Source organism: Escherichia sp. E2748 (assembly GCF_005781125.1).
Taxonomy (GTDB): domain Bacteria; phylum Pseudomonadota; class Gammaproteobacteria; order Enterobacterales; family Enterobacteriaceae; genus Escherichia.
In genome coordinates this window covers 1-22,489 of sequence record NZ_VATP01000032.1, presented here as the reverse complement: position 1 = coordinate 22,489, position 22,489 = coordinate 1, and the positions used below count along the sequence as shown (strand labels likewise).

The following is a 22,489-nucleotide window of genomic DNA, read 5'->3' as shown; positions in this document are numbered from 1 at the left end:
TGCCTGGTAATGTGAATACATGAACTGTTGCTGATAATCTCTAAACCGGGATTAGCCTTTCTTTATGTACTCATATCACAGCATTAACTTTATTCTCACTTGTTGTACAATGCAGTAACTTATTTTGTGCCTGATCAGGCCTGGTAAAGTATCAAGAGCCCCGCGGGATAATCTGAAACTGTTATGCTACAAAAGATGTCATATACCTTTTCTACGTTGCAGCAGCGCTATCTAAAGTTCTATTGTAATTTGGGTCAATCTTTCTCTCAGTCTGAATCCCGGGCAATAACAGAGCCACTAGCTTCTTCTGTAGTGCAATGAAAAGATTATCGAATGAATATTAATACACGGCAATTATTTGTGCTGTCGACGCTTGCCGGGACAGTTCTGACGACCTCAATACCCGTTTATGCGACAACAGCAAAAGATCAAACACTGGTGATAACTGGGCATAAACCCGTGGCTGCCCCCGAGCTTACCCTGGGGGATACATTAACGCTGGAACCTAAATTCAGCGATCCTGATGGTGATACTGAAGATACTTCCCCATCAGGGACGACGTATCAGTGGCAGGTAGAAACGGCCCCCGGACAGTGGGAAGATATTCCAGGACAGACCACGACCCAATACACACCATTTTCAACAAGTAAAGGACATGTACTACGCGCACAAGTCACAGCGCGCACAGACAGTAATAATACAATTCCCTTTGAGGGGGATGCGATTGCCTCGGCTTCTGTAGATACCTACACCGTAATCAGCAGTACAAAGTCATCTTTGCCGGATTGTAGTGGGCTGGCTGATACAGATATTAAATGCAGCGTGACGTTGGTCAATAGCCTCGGTGAACCTGTCAGTAATGCGATTGTTGATATTAAGCCTGGCTATTCTGCAAAAACGACCTCCGGAACTACGGATAGTAGCGGTCAGACTACCGTTATTGTGCACCCGGATAAAACCGTCGATGCAGCGATGGATAAAGATGCAGAATCTGTGATAACCGTGAATAATGTTGAGGTCTTACCCCGGATAAAAGTCAAGGTTACACCGATAGTCGAGCTGTACGATAAAGTAAATAATACTGCAAGAGACTGGTCTGGGCTTATTGCACATGGTGCTTATTTACCGATCAACAGTACCGTGGGTTTCGCAAGCGCAAATGGGAAAAAACTGGATAGTAATCGCTGGATAGTAGAAGGCGTGACGCCTGCTGGCGAACAAAAAATCGTATTGGATGCAACAAATACAGAAATTCAGATTACTGATAAACCGGGTGTCGGTATGATTGGTGCAATGAAATTTACTGATAAAAATACGAACATTGTACAAACGTCTCAATCATTTCGTTTTATGAGTTATGTTAAGTTTTCTGGTGTTGATGTATCACCTTATGCTGGTATTGAAAATGTTTGTAGAAACTCAGCGGAAGCAAAAACGTTAGGTACTAACGACGGACTGGCAAGAAATGATATGTTTAATTGGGATTATGATGGACTACATGAAGGTGCGCTTTGGGCCGGAATTTCCTATTCGCCAAATACGCTCGACGGTGCTTATCGATATGGTGGTACTGGGCGCTATCAGTGGGTTCATATAATACAGGGGGCATACGCGGAATCCCCACTTAAACAAACAGGTAGTGTGCCTTCGCCAACTGATGTTTTATGCCGTTAATATTAATTATTCTATTTTTGAGTGGCCGCGTATGCGGTCACTTCTTTCAATAAAATCTGCAAATGTGAAATATATGTTCCGGTTAATATTAAACTGAATTCTGTTCCAGAACTTTGTCTTTCCTCTCATGCATGTCCGTCGTTATCATTCATGTCACTTGCTGCGACGAAACCGGAATGCAGCTTAATTTATCTTTTCGAAACCCTGAGTAACATCTTAAACAGAGATATCTCTGCACACGATAAAATAAAATAATCATTTTAAAACAATAGGTTATATCTTAATCTTGCGATTTAAAACAATATCACATCAAAATTGGATAATCCTGTCATAAAGTTCAGTGATGCAAGTGATGTGCAGCGACTTTCAGGGAACGGCAGACAATGAATGAACGACCCGATTGTGAAAGCGCAGAACAGAACTAACCGTGGGGATACCCGTCTCTACAATGATTCACATAAGGGAGCTATGGTGAATATGATTAATGCACAAGAACGTCATGCCACTTTTCAGTTTGGTGATTTCTCTTTTACAGATGATGGTTTTTTGTGTTGCGGAGCGGAAGAAGTCTATCTGCCGCCTAAAGAAGCTGGCGTGCTTAAGGTTTTATTAGCGAATGCAAAACGTGTAGTCAGTAAACATAAAATTATTAATGATGTCTGGTCTTCTGCGGTGAGTGACGAGTCGCTGACGCGAAGCATTTATCGTATTCGTAATGCTCTTGGTCAGAACAAAGAAAAAATCTTTATTGAAACCGTTTACGGCAAAGGATACAGATTCGTCATAGACGTTAACACTACAGTATCAGATATCACTAAAAATAGTGAATATCAGACATCCTGCCACGCTGTACAGTTAATGGAAGAAAAACGCACATTAGCTGGTTACGAATTTGCGGCTTCAGATGCTGTCTATTACGCAGCGTCGAAAACAAAACGCAACTGTAGCCAATGTGATTTTCTGAAAGAGCTAATCTCTGCGCTTAATAGTGATTTTCCGCTAAGAGAATAATTCGACTTCTCATACCCATCGACGCACTGGACGGTGGGTTCTTGCCATGTTAAAGCCAGTCCTCACGATTGTGAGCCGTAGCCTATTGTTAATTGATTTCTCACCACCGTCATGGAGGGTATTAACTGCCCTTTATAGCGCACGTTATAAATAAAGTGAAAAACGCCGCCTGCCGATAAATGACGAACTGGTGTTAAATGACCGGCGAGAGCGGGCAGGGGCTGACACCAGGTCGTACTGCATAAATTGATTTCCAGCCCCTGTGGCGGTGGAGTAAGAAGATTTATTTTCCACGTAATATATTTCACGGGCGCGTTACGTGGTACGACGGTGGGGGCGTGAAGAACACGCCCAACCAGTAATTCTTCGCCTGTAGTCAGCGTGCCACCGCTGCTCTGCTGGCTCCAGCTTCCTGCGGAAGCCAGGCATAATGACGAATGGATCGCCAGCAGCAGAAGCGCTGTATTAATGGCTTTCATTATTTTTGTCCGCCGATGCAGGTCGACATATGTAACATTCGGTCATGTGCAATCTCCTGCGTAGACAACACTACCAGCTGTGGGTAAATCCGGTGCAGAAAACGGGAAAGCATAGTTCTGAGCGGTGGAGCGACAAGCAGTACCGGCGGAATATTACGCGAGTTTTGCTCAAGGATAGCCTGTTCTGTCTGGCGAATCAGGTTGTCGGCAATACCCGGTTCAATGATGCTGTTATTCTGGATTGCCTGCAGGAGAATCTTCTCAAGATTGCTGTCGAGGCCAATCACGTCGATATCTTTATTATTACGGAACCAATGTTGGGTAATTGCCCGACCGAGGCGGCTACGGATTTGAGCGGTTAAATCATCAGGATCGGTGATTGTCGGCGCAAATTCAGCCATCGTATCGATAATAGTGCGCATATCACGGATAGAAACTTGTTCCACCAGGAGATTTTGCAGCACTTTATGGAACAGCGTTAAAGAGATCACGCCAGGAATCAAACCATCTACCAGTCGTGGCATATCTTTTTCAAGGCGATCGAGCAACAGTTGGGCTTCATTGCGGCCAAACAGTTCGCCAGTGTGCTGGGTAATCAGATGGTTCAGATGCGTTGCCACCACGGAGGCCGGGTCAACCACGGTATAACCCTGAACCTGAGCCTGCTCACGCTGCACTTCATCAATCCACCATGCCGGGAAACCAAATGCCGGATCTTTACACGGCGTACCGTCCAGATCACCTTCGGCGCAGCCTGGGTTAATTGCCATCCAGCGTTCAGGGTGAATCGTGCCATGACCAATTTCCACGCCTTTCAGCAGGATACGATAACTGCCTGGTTCAAGGCTCAGATTGTCACAGATGTGTACAGACGGCGGGAGAAAACCCATTTCATGCGCAAAGTTTTTACGCAGGCCACGGATACGCGTCAGTAACTGACCGTTTTGATCGCTATCAACCAGCGGGATTAAACGGTAGCCCACTTCCAGCCCCAGTACGTCTTCAATCTGTACGTCTGCCCAGGAGGCTTCGGCTGTGGCGTGAGCGGCTTCAGCATGGATTTCGTCGCGCGTTTTATCTTCTTTGCTGACAGACTGGTTGTTTTCCTGGCGACCGCGTAACCACCAGGCTAAACCCAGCAGAGCTGCGGTAAAAAGCAGAAATACCAGATTAGGCATTCCGGGGATCAAACCAAGCAGACCGATTACGCCAGCCGCCAGCAGCATTACCTGAGGATTGTGGAACAACTGCCCCACCATTTGCTCCCCGACATCCTGTTCGGTCGCTACGCGCGTAACAATAACGCCGGCAGCGGTGGAGATTATTAGGGCAGGTATCTGAGAAACCAGACCATCGCCAATGGTTAACAGGGTATAAGTTTCACCGGCTTGTCCGATCGCCATACCATGTTGCAGGACACCGATAGCGAGGCCGCCGATGATGTTAATGGCCATAATCATCAGGCCCGCGATGGCATCACCGCGCACGAACTTACTGGCACCATCCATTGAGCCGTAAAAGTCGGATTCCTGGGTCACTTCGTTACGACGACGTTTGGCTTCGGCTTCACCGATCAGACCGGCGTTAAGGTCGGCGTCAATGGCCATCTGCTTACCTGGCATCCCGTCGAGAACGAAGCGAGCGCCCACTTCGGCAATACGTCCGGCACCTTTGGTGATAACCATAAAGTTAATGATGATCAGAATCGCAAACACCACGATGCCGATAGCAAAGTTACCGCCAACCAGAAAATGACCAAACGCTTCCACGACGCGACCCGCCGCCGCAGCGCCGGTGTGGCCTTCCATCAGGATGATACGCGTCGAAGCAATGTTCAGCGCCAGTCGAAGCAGGGTGGCAAACAGGAGGACCGTCGGGAATGCCGAGAACTCCAGTGTGTTTTTGGTGAACATGGATACGAGCAGGATCATCAATGAAAGGACGATATTGAACGTAAACAGGGTGTCCAGAAGAAACGCCGGGAGCGGCAGGACCATCATGGCGAGGATCATCATGATCAGCACCGGGCCGGCCAGTATTCGCCACTGGGTATCTTTCAACTGTGGTAAACGTAATTTAGTGGCGATATCAGACATCGGTATTCATCTCGTGGTTAAAATCCAGTTTTTCCGGTACAGGAAGGTTCCGGGGTGGTACGGGTTTGGTTTCGCCGGTGTGGCGCCAACGACGCAGGCTGTAGACCCACGCGAGCACTTCTGCCACCGCGCTATAAAGTTCTGTCGGGATCGGTCTGCCAATCTCGCTGTGTCGATAAAGCGCACGCGCCAGCGGTGGCGCTTCCAGCATCGGGATCTTATGTTCTTTCCCCAGCTCTCTGATGCGCAGAGCGACTTCACCTGCGCCTTTGGCCAGCACGATTGGTGCGCTCATAGTGTTTTCTTTGTATGACAGGGCGACGGAGTAGTGCGTTGGGTTATTGACAATCACATCAGCATCAGGCACATCGGACATCATGCGGTTTCTGGCGATAGCGCGCTGCATCTGCTTGATTCTGTTCTTGATGTGCGGATCGCCTTCCTGCTGTTTAAATTCATCGCGTATTTCCTGGCGGGTCATACGCAGCTTTTTCAGGTTGCTAAAAATCTGGTTAAAAATGTCATAGCCAACCATCGGGATAATGCACAGTAGTACCATCATCAGGCAGTGCAGAATCAGGTCCATCGCGCGGCCAATCGCTTCAGGCAGTGGAGCACTCACTAACTGGATGAAATGCTCTTTATTATTAATAAGATACAAAGTACAGCCTGTTCCTACTAAAGTAACTTTCAGACATCCTTTTAATAATTCAGCGACCATTTGCCCTGAAACCATCCGTTTCATTCCTGAAAGTGGATTTAAGCGTTTTAAATCTACTTTCAGGCCACCGCCCAGGTGAAGCCCACCAATCAGTAATGGCGCGGCAATCCCCACTACAAACAGGCCAAGCAGAAAGGGCATCAATGCCTGAATCATCATTACCAGCATGTCGTAAAGCTGGTGAATCATGCTTAACGGGTCCTCAATTTGATTTCTGTTGAGGGTTAACCCGGAATGCAATAACTGTAATAACGTGCGGGCAAGGTTTTCTCCGCTACCCGTCATCAGCGACCAGCCTGCTAACAGAATCAGCAGGGAGGTGAGTTCTCTGGAACGAGGAATCTGCCCTTTTTTCCGCGCTTCTTCTTTTCGGTGAGCTGTGGGTTCTTCTGTTTTTTCCTGATCGCTTTCTTCTGACATACGCCTGCCTGGATTTATTTCCTCTGATAGCCATTAAAGCCCTGGTTATCAGAGGAAATGACATTACATAGATTAAAAGCCGAGACTCTGGAGAAGGTCATCAACCTGGCCCTGGGATGTCATCACACCTGCCTGGGTGTTATCGATTTGCGGACCATTGATTAATGAATTAGCGACTTCTTTCTTCGGTGCAGCCTCTTCTGGAATGTTATCTACGAGAACCCGGATCAACTCTTTTTCGACAACTTCAATAATGGTCATCATGCGCTGGATAACCTGACCGGTCAGATCCTGAAAGTCCTGCGCCATCATGATTTCCATGAGCTGATTATTAGTTTTGCCCGCCAGACTGGTCGCCTGTTTCAGGTATTGCCGGGTATCCTTTACCAGCTCGCGCGCTTCTGGCAGTTCAACAGGCGCATCAAACCAGGCATCCCAGCGTTGTGTTAACTGTTCAGCTCCGCTGGAGATAGCGTCCTGCATCGGTCTTGTTTCTTCCACACTGTTCAGCACACGCTCCGCAGCCTGCGATGTTTTCTTTGCCACATAATTCAGACGTTCGCGGGCATCAGGGATCGCTTCAGCCGCATCCATGATGGTTCGCTCAAGGCCAAGACTGACCAGACTATCCCTTAGCATCCGTGTGATATTACCAATACGGGTAAAGACGTCTGGATCGTGATTCTTTTGTGGCAGTTGCGCAGACGCGGTCATGATTATCCTCCGAGCTTCTCAAAGATTTTGTTCAGCTTTTCTTCAAGAGTGGCTGCGGTAAAAGGTTTAACGACATAACCGCTGGCACCGGCCTGCGCCGCTGCAATTATGTTTTCTTTCTTCGCTTCTGCGGTAACCATCAGCACAGGCAGAGCTTTAAGCGCGCTATCCTGGCGAATTTCATTCAGTAGCTGTAAACCGTCCATATTCGGCATGTTCCAGTCACTAATGACAAAATCGAATGGTTCTTTTTTCAGACGCGTCAGTGCGTCATGACCATCTTCCGCTTCGTCAACATTGTTGAAGCCGAGATCTTTAAGGAGATTGCGGACAATGCGACGCATGGTGGCAAAGTCATCAACAACGAGGAAACGTAAATTCTTATCTGTCATGGTATATCCTGAAATGTTTCTAAGTACGAAACAGGCTGTTAAATACGGCGAGACTGCCCGGTTATGTTATTGAGAATTTGTTGGCTCATATCATCGAGGTCGGCGACTTCTGTTACCGCCTCTAAAGCCACTGCTTCACGGGGCATACCGAATACCACACATGAACGTTCGCTCTGGGCGAGGGTTCGGGCGCCTGCGTTACGCATCGCCAACAGACCTTTCGCACCATCGTTACCCATACCCGTCAGGATCACACCAACGGCATTTCGTCCTGCGACGCGGGCAACAGATTCAAACAGCGTATCTACCGACGGACGATGGCGGTTAACAGGCGGCGTATCGCTAAGTTTGATATGGTAGTTAGCCCCGCTACGTATTAACTCCATATGTCTGCCGCCTGGCGCGATATAAGCATGACCGGGTAGTACGCGGTCATCATGCTCTGCTTCCTTTACGGACAGAAGGCAGGATTTATCCAGACGCTGGGCAAAAGAACGGGTAAACCCTGGCGGCATATGTTGTGCGATGACGATTCCCGGACATGTCGGCGGCATTGGCAACAGGACATGGCTTAATGCTTCTGTACCACCGGTAGAGGCGCCAATGGCAATAATTTTTTCACTGCCAATAAGCGGGGCGCGAATAACGGGAGGAACTGTTCTTTTCTGGAAACTCCGCACGCTTGCCGCGATACGAATTTTGTCAGCGATCATATCGCTGTATTTTTCCATCCCTTCCTGAAGTCCTTGCTGAGGTTTAGTAATAAAATCTACGGCGCCCAGTTCCAGTGCTGCAATAGTGATATCAGAGCCTTTGCTGGTCAGTGAAGAAAGCATTAATACCGGCATTGGACGCAGACGCATTAAACGTTCAAGAAAATCCAGACCATCCATGCGCGGCATTTCAACGTCCAGCGTCAGTACATCCGGGTTATGTTGTTTAATCAAATCACGGGCCATGATGGGATCATGCGCTGTGGCGACCATTTCCATATCTGGTTGTTGATTAACAATTCGCGTCATGATATTGCGGATTAACGCCGAATCGTCCACGCACAACACTTTTATCTTTTTCATTTGTTACCCCTTTGTCAGGCAGTAAACAGATTGGCCGCGCAGGCGAAAATGACTATTTGCAGTATTAAAATGTTCTGAATGACCCGCAAAAAGTATTCCACCTGGTTTCAGTATTTCTGCAAAACGGCGCATAAGAATATCCTGCGTATTTCTGTCAAAATAAATCATCACATTGCGACAAAAAATAGCATCAAACGGTGCAGGAATATCCCACTGTGGGGCCACGAGATTCAGCTGTTGGTAATGAATCGATGCCAACAGTTCCCTTTTTACCTTTACTTTATCACCGTGATTTCCTGTTCCGCGCAGAAACCAGTCTTTTTTCTGTTTTTCATTCAGACTAGCCAAATCGGATAATTGATAAATTCCTTTTTTGGCATGACGCAGAACATCGGTATCAATATCAGTTGCCAGTATGCGAGGCCCCGTAATACTACGACCCAGCGTTTCTTCCAGCGTCATCGCAATTGACAGTGGTTCTTCGCCTGTGGATGCCGCAGCGCACCATACGTTATACATACCGCGCCGACTCCGCGCATGTTCTGCAAGAATAGGGAAATGGTACGCTTCACGAAAAAAAGAGGTCAGGTTAGTGGTCAGCGAGTTGACAAATGTCTGCCATTCCGGCGCATCAGAGCTGCTTTCAAGCAGTGCCATATACTCACTGAAGCTGTTTATCCCTAGCTGAGTGATTCGGCGGGATAAACGATTATAGACCATATCTTTTTTTTGACCATTCAGGACAATACCTGCACGGCGGTAAATTAGCTCGCTGACACGTGCTAAATCTTTATCCGTGAGAGTGTTCAGAGTTTGCGTAGGGAATTCAGAGTGATTAGCCATATTGCGGAATTTTATTTCTCAGTGTTTCCGCATTTAGCGGGGGATAGAGAGTTATTTTCAACACATGATTGGGGTTTCAATACGCATCACCCGATCATAAACACAGCCTGGCGGTGATCAGGTGATACGGGAAAACAGAAAATAACAATCAGGATTAACGGAGTGACTAAAACGAAAAATCGACAATCAGACACCCATATTCATGATGTCCTGATACGCGCTAACCATTTTATTGCGTACCTGAACACCAAGGTTAAGTGCTACAGATGACTTCTGCATCGAAACCATAACATCATTTAAGCCAACTCCTGGCACGCCTGCCAGATAGTCTTCAGAGCCTTGTTTGGCCTGATTCTGGAGCTGGCTGATATTATTGAGGCTGTTAAATAACACATCAGAAAATTGCGTTTTATTTTCTGTGTCATTTGATCCTGTCAGAGCAAGCTGATTCTGCATTGCAGAAACCTGGCCTGCCTGACGCTGGATCTGATTTACTACCCCATTGATTGTATTTAGGGACATATTGTTATTTCACCTTACTGACACTTAACTTAACAACAGATAGTTGATACTGATGTCTTATCAGCTCTGTTTAATTTAGGCGTACTTTATCATGGCGGAAGTTCAGCAGCATTGTGGGAAAAGTCAGCATAAACCTGTTCTTATTGCAGATTAGGTTTAGGGCTGTTTCAGGCGATAATTCTTATCTGGCAAATTTTCTGAAATGAAAAATTGTCGCGAATAATACTCATCACCAGTTTGTTCATCTGCATCTGCAATATGACACCTGCGTTGAAGTCGTACCATTTAACTTTACAGGAATATGGCATGAATGCCACAACCCAGGGTAATAAAAAAAATAGTCCCTTTGATTTTAAGGCACTACTGGAACGAATTCGGGCAAATCCCAGAATTATTTTTATGATCACAGCGGCGGCGGCAATTTCAATTGTTGTCGCCTTGCTATTCTGGATGCAAGGGCCAGTTTATCGAGTTCTCTACAGTAATATTAGCGAACAGGACGGTGGAGCGATTGTCACGCAGCTTAGCCAGATGCAGGTTCCTTATCGCTTTGCTGACCATAACGGCGCCATCATGATCCCGGAAGACCAGGTTTATGAGGTCCGTCTTAAACTCGCACAGCAGGGATTGCCGAAAGGTGGCTCTGTAGGGTTTGAACTGCTCGACCAGGAAAAATTTGGTATTAGCCAGTTTAACGAGCAGGTTAATTTCCAGCGTGCGCTTGAAGGTGAACTGGCTCGTACTATTGAGACGTTAGGTCCAGTACAGAGCGCCCGTATTCATCTGGCAATACCGAAACCGTCACTGTTTGTCCGCGAACAAAAAGCGCCTACTGCTTCAGTTACTCTTACTTTACAAAATGGCAGAACACTGGATGAAGGCCAGGTCAACGCCATCAGTTACATGATAGCCAGCGCGGTTTCGGGCCTTGATGCCGCTCATGTCACCATTGTGGATCAGTCTGGTCATCTGCTTTCCGGCAGTGACACTCACAATACCCAGACAACGCAGCTTAAATATATCCGCGAAGTTGAAGATGACTATCAAAACCGCATTCAGGCCATTCTGACACCCGTTGTAGGCAGCGCCAACGTGCGTACGCAAGTTACGGCGCAAGTGGATTTCACGCAGAATGAGCAAACTGTTGAGGAATATGCCCCCAACACGTCACCAGACAAGATGTCTATCCGCAGCCGCCACGTTGTTCATGATGAGCAGGGCGGGAAAAGCAGCGTTGGAGGAGTACCTGGCGCGTTAAGTAATCTACCGCCTACGGCCGCCACCGCACCGATTACCACCTCAACGCCAGCACGCGGCGCCAAAGATAGCGCGCCACACCCGGCGTCTCAGGCGGTAAGCCAAAAACTACAACCTTACAGTCAGAGCCATGACGACATTACCAATTACGAGCTGGACAGAACGCTAAAACATATCACCCGCAACACGGGTAATGTGGAACGTTTGTCGGTCGCGGTTGTTATCAATTATCTGCCAGGAAAAGCCGGAGAACCGGCGGCTCTGACGCCAGCGCAGATGAAACAAATCAACGATTTGGTTAAAGAGGCAATGGGCTATACCGCTTCCCGTGGGGATTCGGTAAATGTGGTTAACACACCATTTAGCCAGTCAGACAAAGATGTCGTTCTTCCATTGTGGCAACAGCAGGATGTCATTCAGCTAGTTCTTAGCGTACTGCGTTATCTTTTAGTCGCTCTGGTTGCCTGGATGCTGTGGCGTAAAGCCGTATGGCCATTCTGGGTGAAACATCAGGAAATGCTGCTCCAGCGGCTCGAAATGGAAAAAGAAGCACGTCAGGCCGAAGCAACGGCGCAGCGGCAGAAAAAAGAACACAGCGAACTTGCCAAGGCTCAACAGCGCATGGATACCGAGCTTACTACTCAGCAACTGCGTGAAATGGCCGATGAGGCACCGCAGATTATTGCACTGGTTATTCGCCAGTGGATGAATAAGGAGCAGAAACCATCATGAATGCCGCCATGCGAAGCGCCATTATTATGCTAACGCTCGGCGATGACCGGGCCGCCGACGTCTTCCGCCATCTCAGTCCTCAGGAGGTGGCACAGATAAGCAGTGCTATTGTTAGCATTCACTCTTATACCCATGAGCAGATTGCTCAGGTGCTGAGTGAATTCAAACGCGATTCAGAAGAGTATGCGTCCATCAGCATCAATGCGGATGAGTATTTACGCAATGTTCTGGTGAAAGCGCTGGGTGAATCCCAGGCCGAAGCCTTGCTGGATAATCTGCTGGATGCCCATAGTGAAAACAACGGTATCGATACGTTGGGTCTGATGGAACCATATATGGTGTATGACCTGATTCGGGAAGAGCATCCGCAGATTATTGCGACCATTCTGGTGCATCTGAAACGCGCTCAGGCAGCAAGCGTACTGGCGAAATTCGAAGAACGCGAACGTAACGACATTATGTTGCGTATTGCCACCTTTAACGGCGTCCAGCCGGTGGCACTGCAAGAACTGACGGATGTACTGAACAATCTACTCCACGGTCAGTCACTGAAGCGCAACAATATGGGCGGTGTTCGTCCGGCGGCTGAAATTCTCAACCTGATGAAAACTCAGCAGGAAGAAGCGGCGCTTACTGCATTCCGTGAATTTGATCCTGAACTGGCGCAAAAAATTATTGATGAGATGTTCCTGTTCGAAAATCTGGTGGATATGGACGACCGCAGCATCCAGCGCCTGCTGCAGGAAGTCGATGGCGAGTCTCTGTTGGTTGCGTTGAAAGGCGCTGATCAGGCGCTGCGTGAGAAATTCTTCAGCAACATGTCCAAACGTCAGGCTGAAATTATGCGTGATGATCTCAATTCACGCGGTCCGGTACGTATGACCCAGGTCGAAGCAGAACAGAAATCCATTCTGTTGGTAGTACGTCGTCTGGTGGAAGTCGGAGAGATGGTGATTGGCGGAGGTGAGGATGTCTACGTCTGAGACAACCTGGAAACCCTGGCGGCCCGATGATCTGCTCGGGCAGGGCAGTTCCTCATGGCCAAATCTGGAGTCAGAAAATCACGCAGATGCAGACCCAATGTCTGACCCGGACCGGCAGGCAGAGCTTGCCCGTGTTCGCCAACAGGAAGGGCAAAAAGGTTTTACGCAGGGACTGGTAAAGGGCGAAGAAGAGGGCCGCCGCCGCGGCTACGAAGAAGGATTGCAACAGGGAAAAGCCGAGGGCATTAAGCAAGGATTAGCGGAAATACATGCTCAACAGTCGCTGTTAAATTCACAGTTTTCCCGCGTGATGGAAAGTTTCCAGATCTCGGTTGAAAACATGGACAGCGTCATTCCTGCCCGCCTGGTGCAACTGGCGCTGATGGCGGTACGTACTCTACTGGGCGAGCAGGGCGTTACGGATAAAATGCATACCAGTCTGATGAATCACATTCGTACCCTACTCAACGAAGATAGTTTACTGAAAGGTAAATTTCGCCTGACCATCAGTGCGGAAGAACCAGAAGAGGTACGCCAGCAGCTTGAGACGTTACTCTCAGCCTATGACTGGGAATTGTGTGCCGATCCTCATCTTCTACCCGGCGGTTGTCGGATCAGTACGGAAGAAGGGGAACTGGATGCCTCGCTGGAAACCCGCTGGCAGTCGTTGTGTCAATTGGTTCGTAACAGGGGCGGTGTATGACTTCGCATCTCAAAAACTGGCTGGGTGCTCTGGAACAGCAAGAACAGCGGATGACGACATTACCCGCTTTTCGTCAGTATGGCAGGCTGATCCGCGCGACTGGACTGGTGATGGAAGCCACCGGCCTGAAATTACCCATCGGTACGTTGTGCATTGTTGAACGTGACGGTCCGGAGGGTATTCGTTGTGTAGAAAGTGAGGTCGTCGGTTTTAGTGGGCAAACGCTGTATTTAATGCCGCTGGAACATGTGGACGGCATCTTGCCTGGCGCCAGAGTCTGGGCACCGGACAGTGGTGATAAGTTAACACAAGGCAAGCAGCTGCCTGTCGGGCCTGGATTATTGGGGCGTGTGCTGGATGCCAGCGCGCGACCGCTGGATGGCCTTCCTCCTCCCGGTAGTTGTGATCGGGCAACATTATTCACTGCCCCATTTAACCCTTTGCAACGCGATCCTATTCGCAATGTGCTTGATGTCGGCGTCCGGGCGATTAATGGGTTACTGACCGTGGGACGAGGCCAGCGTATGGGGCTGTTCGCGGGGTCCGGTGTCGGGAAAAGTGTCCTGTTAGGCATGATGGCGCGCTATACCACCGCTGATGTGGTGGTTGTGGGACTCATCGGCGAACGAGGCCGTGAAGTCAAAGATTTTATTGAAAATATCCTCGGGCAGGATGGCTTACAGCGTTCGGTAGTTATTGCTGCGCCTGCCGATGTATCGCCGGTACTGCGTATGCAGGGGGCTGTATATGCTACGCGTATTGCGGAAGATTTCCGTGACCGTGGATTAAATGTGTTGCTGATTATGGATTCGCTGACGCGTTATGCAATGGCACAACGTGAGATAGCGTTAGCCATTGGCGAACCGCCTGCAACCAAAGGCTATCCGCCCTCTGTTTTCGCCCGTTTACCCGCTCTGGTGGAGAGGGCCGGGAATGGTATCCGCGGCGGCGGATCAATTACCGCATTCTATACCGTATTGACGGAAGGCGACGATCAGCAGGACCCGATTGCGGACTCCGCTCGCGCCATTCTCGACGGACATATTGTTCTGTCACGCCGACTGGCGGAATCAGGTCACTATCCGGCCATTGATATTGAAGCCTCTATCAGTCGTGTGATGACGGAAATCACGCAACCAGAGCAATTTAAAAAGGTACAGCGTTTTAAACAACTTCTGTCCTCGTGGCAGCGGAACCGGGATTTGGTCAGCGTCGGGGCGTATGCCAGAGGCAGCGACCCCTTACTGGATCAGGCGATCACCTTGTATCCAGAAATGGAACGCTATCTGCAACAGGGTATCCATGAACGTCAGGAATATGATGTTTCATGTCGCCAGCTCGATGCGTTATTCCCGGAAAACAGAGGCCCTGAAGCAGGTGAATAATCATGGCAACATCAGCACCAATGGATGTTTTGCGGGATCTGGCCGAAAAGAAACTCAATGACACCACGGCGCGGCTGGGGCGTGCGCGCCAGTCGCATGAGAATGAAGTCTCACGTTTACAACAATTACAGACATACGAATCTGAATATCGTCGCCAACTGCAAAATACCATTGCCGATAAGGGGATATCAGTGTCTACGCTCCAGTCATGGCAAAGTTTTATTGGTGCGCTGGAAAAGGTCGTTTTGCAGCAGGTAAACCAGGTGAACAACAGCCAACAGATTGTCGATGCCTCGCTCAGTGACTGGCAAAAAGATCGTCAGCGGTTAAACGCATTTGAAACATTAAAAAGCCGGGCCGAAGCCCAGCGTATATTGAAAGAAAACCGACAGGAACAAAAAATGATGGATGAATTTGCCCGCCGCGCCAGCCAGAGGGGAAAATAAAATGCAGGTAATTTCTTTACCTATGAATACTGGCAATCTGGGGCATGGACACGCTGTAACGCAGAATGACACAGACACGTCATCATTTGCCGCAGAACTCGACAGCAAACTGCTTCCTGGCGCCATCCCGAAGCCTCATCTTCCGTCGGAAGGGACAGTAAATCTGTTACCGAACGAGGAAGAAAAAGGGAAAGGATCGCCTGAAGGGGAGCACTCTGGTGTCATGGATAATCTGTTTTACCTGCTTCCGGCGCAAAGTACACCATTACCAGAAACAGGTATAAACCAGGAAATGACAGCGTCACCGATGTTTGAAGGCAATGGACTGGTTACCGCCCTGAAAAATACGTCGGTGTCGCCTGAAAATGTGGCGTCCCAAACGGAAAAGGGGAGTTCCGATGTTAGTTTGCCTGAAACTGAACTTTTAGCGGAACAGAATGGGGATGAAGTACAAAATAATGCTTTCGATACCCGCCATTCGCAAACGTTGAATAAAGCCGTTGGCTATTCAGAGTTTGCGGGGAAAGTCGGTAAACCGGTTGCTCATCCATCTTCATCGCTGCCATTAAAACCCGATTCCTTGCATCTTGAGTCGGCCACCAATACCGGTCATACACTGCCTCAGTCATCGGAACAATTGGCAACGTCTCTGGATTCGGCGGTGGCGAATCAACCGACTGAACAGATGCCTGTACAACATCAGGAAAGTCATACAGCGGATGCTTTTCATATCCCAACCATTGGGGATATGAGCATTCAAATCCGTGAGCCTGTGGGGGTATCCCCATCTGCGCAGCCCTCTGTATTGACAGCGTCTGTGGGGACTACGGAATGGCAGCAGAATTTGAGTCAGCAGTTGGCTTGCTTTACTCGTGAAGGGATTCATCATGCGGAGCTGAGATTGCACCCGGAAGATCTTGGTAGTCTGCATATTAGTCTGCGGATAAATAATGATCAGGTGCAGCTTCATTTTGCCGCAGCCGACCATCAGGTTCGCGCTGCGCTTGAAACGGCGATGCCTCATTTACGAAACTCCCTTGCAGAATCAGGGATCTCTCTTGGGCAAACCAATGTTGCTGCGGACTCCAGACCTTCGTGGGAGAACGGTTCGCAAAATCAGACAGCAGAACAGGATATGCAATCCGATGATGGTGTGGAAAGCGTACCGGATGAACCAAGCGTAATTCTGCATACGATCAGTCGTTCCGGCGGAATAAATACTTTTGTCTGATAAATTTATTTTGTTATTTATCTGAAAGCCCGGGAACCGGGCTTTGTTGTTTTATTATGGTGGTATTTTTTCCGGGTTTAAACTTGCTTCTTTGCGGGCTGTTGATATCGATCCTGATCTTTAATTATATTAAAATTCAACTGGTTATAAATCTCACATAGGTGTGTTTTTTTATCATTTCTGCAACATTCATTTTCATTAAGGATGCAGGCAAACGTTTACAATGTTGTCTGAAGTCAAATCTATCTATCAATTTAATGCCAGCAGCGACATTTTTTTGCCGGATTATTAATACCAGGTTATGTAATAGAATACAGCACCTGTCCCGGGTGTAACGGGGTGCAAATTACTGAGTATATTTTTGTGATGTCAAAAAAGAATCTGGATACCACTCAGAGTGGCAAAAAAAGCAAAGGTCGCATAGCGCTGACCGTCCTGGCATTTGTTTTTGCCAGCGCATGTTTTGGTTATACCTGGACAGAACTGGAGAGTTTAAAGAACAATGTTAAAAAAGACACAATAGAGCAGGAAATTGAAGAAATAGAGGAAACGTTTGAAATACCTATTTATACACCTTTGGATACGTTTACTGTCAGTCTGAAGCCTGGTGTCGATGGAACAGAACATGTTCTGTATGTTGGATTGACGCTGCGTCTGAAAGATCCTCGCTCCCAGGAATTGTTAAAACGTTTCCTGCCAGAAATTCGTAGCCGCCTTGTTATGCTATTTTCACAGCAGACGATGGAGGAGTTGAGCACACGCGAAGGTAAACAGCAACTGGTTCATCAAATTGAAAAAGAACTGGCAAGTCCACTATCCGGGAAACAGACGGTTAAAGTTACCGATGTTTTATTTAACATCTTTATTTTACGGTAATCGCTATGTCTGACAATATTTTGTCACAGGATGAGGTGGATAGTCTTCTGAATGGCGATGGTAACGGCGCATCTGAAAACACTCTATCTGCCATGGCTCCTGAGGATGGTATCCGTCCTTACGATCCGGTGACGCAACGACGAGTTGTTCATGAACGACTCAGCACGCTGGAATTCATTAATGAACGTTTTGCCCGCCAGTTTCGTGTCGGAGCGTTCAACGTGTTGCACCGCAGTCTGGACGTCACTACCGGTAATATTCGGGTACAGCCTTATCATGAATTTGCGCGTAACTTGCCTGTGATGACCAATCTTAATTTGATTCATCTGTCACCTTTGCGCGGGACGGCACTGTTCGTCTTTTCTCCCAATATGGTGTTTATGTTGGTGGAAAATTTATTTGGCGGTGACGGACGTTTTAAAACAAAAGCGGATGGGCGGGAGTTTACCCCCACTGAACAACGTATTATTCAGCGTATATTGTCAATTGCTCTGGAGTCTTATGACTTTGCCTGGAGTACGGTTTATGGTCTTAAAACAGAATATATTCGCTCAGAAATGCAGGTGAAATTCACCAATATTACGTCGTCACCGAATGATATTGTGATTACTACACCGTTTTATATCGAACTGGGTTCAGAGTGCGTCCAGATGGATATCTGCATCCCTTTCAACGTTATTGAGCCAATACGTTCTTTGCTTACCAGTCCACCACAGGAAAACGCCTGGCAGGAAGATCAAAACTGGCGTAATACGCTGGCTTCACAGGTCAGAAATACGGAACTGGAACTGGTGGTGAATTTATCCGACGTCCAGATGCGACTGTCACAAATTATGAGCCTGAAGCAACACGATGTTTTGCCGTTAGATAAACCTGAAACCGCTGAAGCTTATGTTGATGGCGTACGGGTACTGTCCGGGAAATATGGCAGCGCAAGCAATCAGTACGCCTTGCAGGTAGAAGAACTTTTTAATACAGCATTAGCACCTTTTTCTAAGGAGAGCTCGCATGAGCAAGAATGAACAGGCGGGCACTACCTCTACTCCCGCAGATACGGCCTGGGCAGACGCACTGGAAGAACAGCGCGAATCCGCAGGAACGACGGGCGTGATGGACGGGGCGAAAGCTATTGCCTCTGACCTGAATCTGGTTATGGATATTCCGGTCAGAATGACGGTAGAACTTGGCAGAACCCGTATGGCCATCAAGGAACTTCTGGCACTGAGCCAGGGGTCTGTGGTTGCGCTGGAAGGTCTGGCAGGTGAACCTCTGGATATTTTGATTAATGGTTATCTTATTGCACAGGGAGAAGTGGTTGTGGTGTCGGATAAATTCGGTATTCGTATTACCGATATTATTACGCCATCTGAACGTATTTATCGCCTGAGCAGATAATGATCAATAGTACCCATACAGTTTTACCCACCGCTTCAACAACCAGCATGTCGTCGGTATGGATGCATACCGGCGGTATCCTCTGCCTGATAATATTCGGGTTACTTCTTTTACTCTGGTATTTACGTCGTTCTGGCGGTATTTCAGGGAAAAAAAATGGCCGCAATGCGCTGTTAAATATTAAATTCAGCCAGTCTCTGGGGCCGCGTGAACGCCTGGTTCTTGTGGAAGTGGGAAATCAATGGTTACTGCTTGGCGTGACGGCAGAAAATATCTCCTGTCTGAGCGCCATCGACAAAAAAACGGTCGAAGAAAATTTTGCGGCTGTTGATCAACCGCAGTCCCGTAGCTCGCTGGTTGACTGTTTTCAGACAGTGCTGGCAAACAGTCTGCGGGGGCGTTATGGCAAGTCACAATAAAATAAAACCATCATGGCGGTTAATGTCGATTATCTGTGGCCTGTTGGTCATGGTGTTTGGCATCGGATTGCCTGTACATAGCGCATTCGCTGCCAATAGCGACATTCTGTTAACTCGCCCGGCGGGTGGGGAAGGCTGGTCTTTACCGGTACAGACGCTGGTCCTGCTGACATCGCTGACCTTTCTACCCGCTATTTTGCTGATGATGACCGGTTTTACACGCATCATCATTGTGTTGGGATTGCTGCGTAACGCGTTGGGAACGTCATCAACACCACCAAACCAGGTGCTGTTAGGTCTGGCGCTGTTCCTCACTTTTTATGTCATGTCGCCCGTGTTTAATAAAATCTATGACAACGCATGGATGCCTTTAAGTCAGGATAAAATCACCGCTCAGGTAGCCATCGATAAAGGTATTCAGCCGCTGCGGGAATTTATGTTGCAACAAACGCGTCAGGATGATCTGGCGTTGTATACCCGCATCGCTCATCAGCAAAACTTCGCCGGACCGGAAGATGTACCGTTAAGTCTGCTGGTTCCGGCGTTTGTCACCAGTGAACTGAAAACAGGTTTCCAGATTGGCTTTACCATCTTTATACCGTTTTTGATTATCGACCTTGTGGTCGCCAGTGTTTTGATGGCGCTGGGGATGATGATGGTGCCGCCAGCGACAATCTCATTACCTTTTAAATTGATGCTGTTTGTTCTGGTCGACGGCTGGCAGTTGTTGATTGGTTCACTGGCTCAAAGTTTTTTTAGCTGACGAGGAAAAGAGATGACAGAAGAACAAGTCATGGCGATGGGATTCCAGGCCATTAAAGTCGGTCTGATGATTGCCGCGCCGTTATTGCTGGCGTCTCTGATTGCCGGGTTGGTTATCAGTATTCTCCAGGCATCCACGCAAATAAACGAGATGACATTGTCTTTTATTCCCAAGATCCTTCTGATTGTGGTGGTCATTATTGCTCTTGGTCCCTGGATGTTAAGCGTCATGCTTGATTATATGCACGGGTTGTTTAACAGCCTGCCTTATCTGATTCGCTAGTTATGCTCACTCTGTCTCTGGCTTATCTCTACCTGCATATCGGTCAGTATTTCTTCCCGTTTTTGCGTATTCTGGCTCTTTTTACGTCAGCGCCGATCTTTAATGACAAATCGATCAACAAAAAGGTCAAAATTGCACTGTCGGCACTGATAGCCTTTCAGATAGCCCCCATATTGCCTGACAGCAATATTCGTATTGTTTCGTATGAGGGATTTCTGACGGGAGCGGGGCAGCTCATTATTGGCCTTATCACCGGGTTGATCATTCAGTTGATTTTTGTGGCTGTCCGCCACGCTGGCGAACTTATCGGCCTGCAGATGGGACTTTCATTTGCCACCTTCTATGACCGGGCCGGTGGACAGAATATGCCTGTGGTCGCCCGCTTTCTGAATTTACTGGCTACGCTGATCTTTTTAATCGCCAACGGACATCTTTACCTTCTGGAGATTATCGCCCGCAGCTTTGATATTTTGCCCGTTGTGGCTACGTTACCCAATGCGTCTGCTTATCTGGCTTTTGTAAAACTGGCGGGGCTTATTTTCAGTAGCGGTTTGATACTGGCGTTACCTATTGTGGCGTTACTGCTCTGTATTAACCTGACACTTGGTATTATTAACCGTCTGACGCCGCAACTTTCTGTTTTTGTGATCGGTTTCCCTATTTCACTTAGCGTTGGATTGCTGGCGCTATCGCTGATGATGTACTCCTTTGGCCCACTTTTTGAAAACCTGATGGCCACCATTTTTGACAATCTTCTGCAAATTATGGCCGCGATGAGATAGCCCTGCCTCGCAGCCGTTGTGAACCCAAAAAACGCGTCAGTATTTCTGCCTTAAAATTTTGTCGTTTTCCGTGCGGATTTCCCCTCTGATATACAGTTCACAGAATTGCCGGTAGGAATTCAGCCCTAATTTTTTTAGCGCGCCGCGTCTGATCTGATACAGCGTCGGTTCCGGTATTTTCATGCATCGGGACATTTCGCCTATTGATTCCCCGGCAAGGGGAAGCACCAGACAAATCCATTCTTTCAGGGAAAAACCATAACGTTCGTCCCGGTAGCGATTAATCGTATGCATAGGACGGAATGTTTTACCCCGTAGCCAAGTCTGGAAGTTACGCTGAAAAAGACCGGAGCGTAGGTTATGGGAGTTAAAAAAAGTCACCTTACCGGCAAACTTGCGCGAGATGTAATACGTCAGATAGGAGTTATAACGGCTGACCAGCACGCCAACGCGTTTACGGCTGTTAATCTGGATGAGAAAGTCGACGGCGTCTTTGAAGATACGCAGCGATTCCGTCCCTGACATATCAAGCACTAGCATAATGGTTAGCGTGTCATCCATACCGATAGTGACTTGATCAATTCGATGAATAAACGACAGATTAATGTTGTTGTTGGAGAAAAGATTCTTCATCCCAAATGTGAAATACTCACACAGGGCCATGACAAATACAGGTGGTGTAGAATTAGTACTGCTTTCCATTAGTGCGCGGTCCTCGCGTATTTTCCTGATTACTTAGCTGACGTTGTTCGTCAGCATTGATAATAAAAGGTTACTTTTGGGCTTATCTGAAAAATTTAACATCCTTAATGGTAAGTATAATACACCACATTAAGTAAATCCTGATTAGGATAATTCGATGTGAAATATAATTATAGTTTAATACGAAGGTCTGGTGATTATTAGTCAGGAGTTAAAGGAGTGCGGCAATGTTAGGGCGTTCGTTTATACTATGATTTATATTTCACCCAACGCGTTCAGGCATAATTATTTCCCCCTGATTTATTTGAAGTCAGTGTTCTTATCAGAAAAATCACAATCCTGGTTATTAATCGACTACGCGATGACGAAGAAAATTGTGGGTGCTTAATTATAAAAAAACCAGCCCAGGAGGAAGAACTGGGCTGGTAGGGGGCACGAGGCAGAATCATTCTGCCGGGGGGCTCATTAACGCAGAAGCTGCAGAACGTTCTGCGGAACCTGGTTAGCCTGTGCCAGAACAGAAGTACCGGCAGACTGCAGGATGTTAGCGCGGCTCATTTCAGACACTTCAGACGCGAAGTCAGC

Annotated in this window: 25 protein-coding genes; 15 read left to right on the top strand and 10 right to left on the bottom strand. The window is 47.8% G+C overall.

The window, feature by feature from the left end:
* The first annotated feature begins 333 nt into the window (after positions 1-333).
* Both FEK42_RS20815 and FEK42_RS20810 read left to right on the top strand, forming a co-directional pair.
* A complete protein-coding gene (locus FEK42_RS20815; RefSeq protein WP_135491787.1) occupies positions 334-1,674 on the top strand; it encodes a hypothetical protein in 1,341 nt (446 codons plus the stop codon).
* 387 nt (positions 1,675-2,061) lie between these two features.
* Positions 2,062-2,685 (top strand): winged helix-turn-helix domain-containing protein, encoded by a 624-nt coding sequence (locus FEK42_RS20810; protein WP_135491786.1) that lies wholly within the window; start codon positions 2,062-2,064, stop codon positions 2,683-2,685.
* 62 nt (positions 2,686-2,747) lie between these two features.
* On the opposite strand, the gene FEK42_RS20805 is transcribed toward FEK42_RS20810, so the two are convergent.
* The 8 genes from FEK42_RS20805 to fliE all read right to left on the bottom strand — a co-directional run bounded on the left by FEK42_RS20805 (position 2,748) and on the right by fliE (position 9,948).
* On the bottom strand, positions 2,748-3,164 hold the full coding sequence (locus FEK42_RS20805) for a flagellar protein FlhE (RefSeq protein ID WP_138211949.1): 417 nt from the start codon (positions 3,162-3,164) through the stop codon (positions 2,748-2,750).
* The gene (gene flhA / locus FEK42_RS20800; RefSeq protein WP_138211948.1) at positions 3,164-5,260 is read right to left on the bottom strand and encodes a flagellar biosynthesis protein FlhA; all 2,097 of its coding nucleotides are present in this window, start codon (positions 5,258-5,260) and stop codon (positions 3,164-3,166) included. Before flhA ends, FEK42_RS20805 begins: the two co-directional genes overlap by 1 nt.
* Positions 5,253-6,401 (bottom strand): flagellar biosynthesis protein FlhB, encoded by a 1,149-nt coding sequence (gene flhB / locus FEK42_RS20795; protein WP_138211947.1) that lies wholly within the window; start codon positions 6,399-6,401, stop codon positions 5,253-5,255. The genes flhA and flhB overlap by 8 nt, the downstream gene beginning before the upstream one ends.
* Before the next feature lie 72 nt (positions 6,402-6,473).
* Positions 6,474-7,115, bottom strand: a complete 642-nt coding sequence (cheZ, locus tag FEK42_RS20790) for a protein phosphatase CheZ (RefSeq protein ID WP_135491784.1) — start codon at positions 7,113-7,115, stop codon at positions 6,474-6,476.
* A gap of 2 nt (positions 7,116-7,117) precedes the next feature.
* Positions 7,118-7,507: a chemotaxis response regulator CheY gene (gene cheY, locus FEK42_RS20785; RefSeq protein ID WP_130209609.1), complete on the bottom strand. Its 390-nt coding sequence runs from the start codon at positions 7,505-7,507 to the stop codon at positions 7,118-7,120.
* 38 nt (positions 7,508-7,545) lie between these two features.
* Entirely contained in the window at positions 7,546-8,583 is a 1,038-nt protein-coding gene (locus FEK42_RS20780) for a chemotaxis response regulator protein-glutamate methylesterase (protein ID WP_130209611.1), read from the bottom strand.
* Positions 8,584-8,586: 3 nt separating this feature from the next.
* Entirely contained in the window at positions 8,587-9,426 is an 840-nt protein-coding gene (locus FEK42_RS20775) for a CheR family methyltransferase (protein WP_135491783.1), read from the bottom strand.
* A gap of 186 nt (positions 9,427-9,612) precedes the next feature.
* Positions 9,613-9,948, bottom strand: a complete 336-nt coding sequence (gene fliE / locus FEK42_RS20770; RefSeq protein ID WP_135491782.1) for a flagellar hook-basal body complex protein FliE — start codon at positions 9,946-9,948, stop codon at positions 9,613-9,615.
* A 306-nt stretch (positions 9,949-10,254) separates the two neighbouring features.
* On the opposite strand from fliE, the gene fliF reads away from it, so the two are divergent.
* The 13 genes from fliF (at position 10,255) to fliR (ending at position 21,202) form a co-directional block, all read left to right on the top strand.
* On the top strand, positions 10,255-11,937 hold the full coding sequence (gene fliF / locus FEK42_RS20765; RefSeq protein WP_135491781.1) for a flagellar basal-body MS-ring/collar protein FliF: 1,683 nt from the start codon (positions 10,255-10,257) through the stop codon (positions 11,935-11,937).
* Entirely contained in the window at positions 11,934-12,920 is a 987-nt protein-coding gene (fliG, locus tag FEK42_RS20760; RefSeq protein ID WP_135491780.1) for a flagellar motor switch protein FliG, read from the top strand. The genes fliF and fliG overlap by 4 nt, the downstream gene beginning before the upstream one ends.
* Positions 12,907-13,623, top strand: coding sequence for a flagellar assembly protein FliH (locus FEK42_RS20755; protein ID WP_135491779.1), 717 nt, complete (start codon positions 12,907-12,909; stop codon positions 13,621-13,623). Before fliG ends, FEK42_RS20755 begins: the two co-directional genes overlap by 14 nt.
* Entirely contained in the window at positions 13,620-15,008 is a 1,389-nt protein-coding gene (fliI, locus tag FEK42_RS20750; RefSeq protein WP_135491778.1) for a flagellar protein export ATPase FliI, read from the top strand. Before FEK42_RS20755 ends, fliI begins: the two co-directional genes overlap by 4 nt.
* A 2-nt stretch (positions 15,009-15,010) precedes the next feature.
* A complete protein-coding gene (gene fliJ, locus FEK42_RS20745; protein WP_138211946.1) occupies positions 15,011-15,454 on the top strand; it encodes a flagellar export protein FliJ in 444 nt (147 codons plus the stop codon).
* 1 nt (position 15,455) lies between these two features.
* Positions 15,456-16,685, top strand: coding sequence for a flagellar hook-length control protein FliK (locus tag FEK42_RS20740; RefSeq protein WP_167852499.1), 1,230 nt, complete (start codon positions 15,456-15,458; stop codon positions 16,683-16,685).
* Between the two features lie 339 nt (positions 16,686-17,024).
* Positions 17,025-17,561: a flagellar basal body-associated protein FliL gene (fliL, locus tag FEK42_RS20735; RefSeq protein WP_240783069.1), complete on the top strand. Its 537-nt coding sequence runs from the start codon at positions 17,025-17,027 to the stop codon at positions 17,559-17,561.
* Positions 17,562-17,566: 5 nt separating this feature from the next.
* Positions 17,567-18,583: a flagellar motor switch protein FliM gene (gene fliM, locus FEK42_RS20730; protein WP_135491776.1), complete on the top strand. Its 1,017-nt coding sequence runs from the start codon at positions 17,567-17,569 to the stop codon at positions 18,581-18,583.
* On the top strand, positions 18,570-18,956 hold the full coding sequence (fliN, locus tag FEK42_RS20725) for a flagellar motor switch protein FliN (protein ID WP_135491775.1): 387 nt from the start codon (positions 18,570-18,572) through the stop codon (positions 18,954-18,956). The genes fliM and fliN overlap by 14 nt, the downstream gene beginning before the upstream one ends.
* A complete protein-coding gene (gene fliO, locus FEK42_RS20720; protein WP_135491774.1) occupies positions 18,956-19,375 on the top strand; it encodes a flagellar biosynthetic protein FliO in 420 nt (139 codons plus the stop codon). Before fliN ends, fliO begins: the two co-directional genes overlap by 1 nt.
* Positions 19,376-19,424: 49 nt before the next feature.
* A complete protein-coding gene (gene fliP / locus FEK42_RS20715) occupies positions 19,425-20,138 on the top strand; it encodes a flagellar type III secretion system pore protein FliP (RefSeq protein ID WP_135491811.1) in 714 nt (237 codons plus the stop codon).
* Between the two features lie 12 nt (positions 20,139-20,150).
* Positions 20,151-20,420 carry a flagellar biosynthesis protein FliQ gene (fliQ, locus tag FEK42_RS20710; RefSeq protein WP_135491773.1) on the top strand — a complete coding sequence of 90 codons (270 nt, stop codon included), beginning with the start codon at positions 20,151-20,153 and terminating at the stop codon, positions 20,418-20,420.
* Between the two features lie 2 nt (positions 20,421-20,422).
* Entirely contained in the window at positions 20,423-21,202 is a 780-nt protein-coding gene (gene fliR / locus FEK42_RS20705) for a flagellar biosynthetic protein FliR (RefSeq protein WP_135491772.1), read from the top strand.
* Between the two features lie 36 nt (positions 21,203-21,238).
* Here fliR and FEK42_RS20700 read toward each other — a convergent pair whose 3' ends face one another.
* Together FEK42_RS20700 and FEK42_RS20695 are read right to left on the bottom strand one after the other, a co-directional pair.
* Positions 21,239-21,904, bottom strand: coding sequence for a hypothetical protein (locus FEK42_RS20700; protein ID WP_135491771.1), 666 nt, complete (start codon positions 21,902-21,904; stop codon positions 21,239-21,241).
* A 465-nt stretch (positions 21,905-22,369) separates the two neighbouring features.
* The coding region (locus FEK42_RS20695) for a flagellin (RefSeq protein WP_276609145.1) at positions 22,370-22,489 on the bottom strand (120 nt) is incomplete at its 5' end.

Bases quoted from the DNA above. Each gene is read 5' to 3' on its own strand.
- FEK42_RS20815 (WP_135491787.1), top strand. From the start codon at position 334: ATGAATATTAATACACGGCAATTATTTGTGCTGTCGACGCTTGCCGGG.
- FEK42_RS20810 (WP_135491786.1), top strand. From the start codon at position 2,062: ATGAACGACCCGATTGTGAAAGCGCAGAACAGAACTAACCGTGGGGAT.
- FEK42_RS20805 (WP_138211949.1), bottom strand. From the start codon at position 3,164: ATGAAAGCCATTAATACAGCGCTTCTGCTGCTGGCGATCCATTCGTCA.
- flhA (WP_138211948.1), bottom strand. From the start codon at position 5,260: ATGTCTGATATCGCCACTAAATTACGTTTACCACAGTTGAAAGATACC.
- flhB (WP_138211947.1), bottom strand. From the start codon at position 6,401: ATGTCAGAAGAAAGCGATCAGGAAAAAACAGAAGAACCCACAGCTCAC.
- cheZ (WP_135491784.1), bottom strand. From the start codon at position 7,115: ATGACCGCGTCTGCGCAACTGCCACAAAAGAATCACGATCCAGACGTC.
- cheY (WP_130209609.1), bottom strand. From the start codon at position 7,507: ATGACAGATAAGAATTTACGTTTCCTCGTTGTTGATGACTTTGCCACC.
- FEK42_RS20780 (WP_130209611.1), bottom strand. From the start codon at position 8,583: ATGAAAAAGATAAAAGTGTTGTGCGTGGACGATTCGGCGTTAATCCGC.
- FEK42_RS20775 (WP_135491783.1), bottom strand. From the start codon at position 9,426: ATGGCTAATCACTCTGAATTCCCTACGCAAACTCTGAACACTCTCACG.
- fliE (WP_135491782.1), bottom strand. From the start codon at position 9,948: ATGTCCCTAAATACAATCAATGGGGTAGTAAATCAGATCCAGCGTCAG.
- fliF (WP_135491781.1), top strand. From the start codon at position 10,255: ATGAATGCCACAACCCAGGGTAATAAAAAAAATAGTCCCTTTGATTTT.
- fliG (WP_135491780.1), top strand. From the start codon at position 11,934: ATGAATGCCGCCATGCGAAGCGCCATTATTATGCTAACGCTCGGCGAT.
- FEK42_RS20755 (WP_135491779.1), top strand. From the start codon at position 12,907: ATGTCTACGTCTGAGACAACCTGGAAACCCTGGCGGCCCGATGATCTG.
- fliI (WP_135491778.1), top strand. From the start codon at position 13,620: ATGACTTCGCATCTCAAAAACTGGCTGGGTGCTCTGGAACAGCAAGAA.
- fliJ (WP_138211946.1), top strand. From the start codon at position 15,011: ATGGCAACATCAGCACCAATGGATGTTTTGCGGGATCTGGCCGAAAAG.
- FEK42_RS20740 (WP_167852499.1), top strand. From the start codon at position 15,456: ATGCAGGTAATTTCTTTACCTATGAATACTGGCAATCTGGGGCATGGA.
- fliM (WP_135491776.1), top strand. From the start codon at position 17,567: ATGTCTGACAATATTTTGTCACAGGATGAGGTGGATAGTCTTCTGAAT.
- fliN (WP_135491775.1), top strand. From the start codon at position 18,570: ATGAGCAAGAATGAACAGGCGGGCACTACCTCTACTCCCGCAGATACG.
- fliO (WP_135491774.1), top strand. From the start codon at position 18,956: ATGATCAATAGTACCCATACAGTTTTACCCACCGCTTCAACAACCAGC.
- fliP (WP_135491811.1), top strand. From the start codon at position 19,425: ATGGTGTTTGGCATCGGATTGCCTGTACATAGCGCATTCGCTGCCAAT.
- fliQ (WP_135491773.1), top strand. From the start codon at position 20,151: ATGACAGAAGAACAAGTCATGGCGATGGGATTCCAGGCCATTAAAGTC.
- fliR (WP_135491772.1), top strand. From the start codon at position 20,423: ATGCTCACTCTGTCTCTGGCTTATCTCTACCTGCATATCGGTCAGTAT.
- FEK42_RS20700 (WP_135491771.1), bottom strand. From the start codon at position 21,904: ATGGAAAGCAGTACTAATTCTACACCACCTGTATTTGTCATGGCCCTG.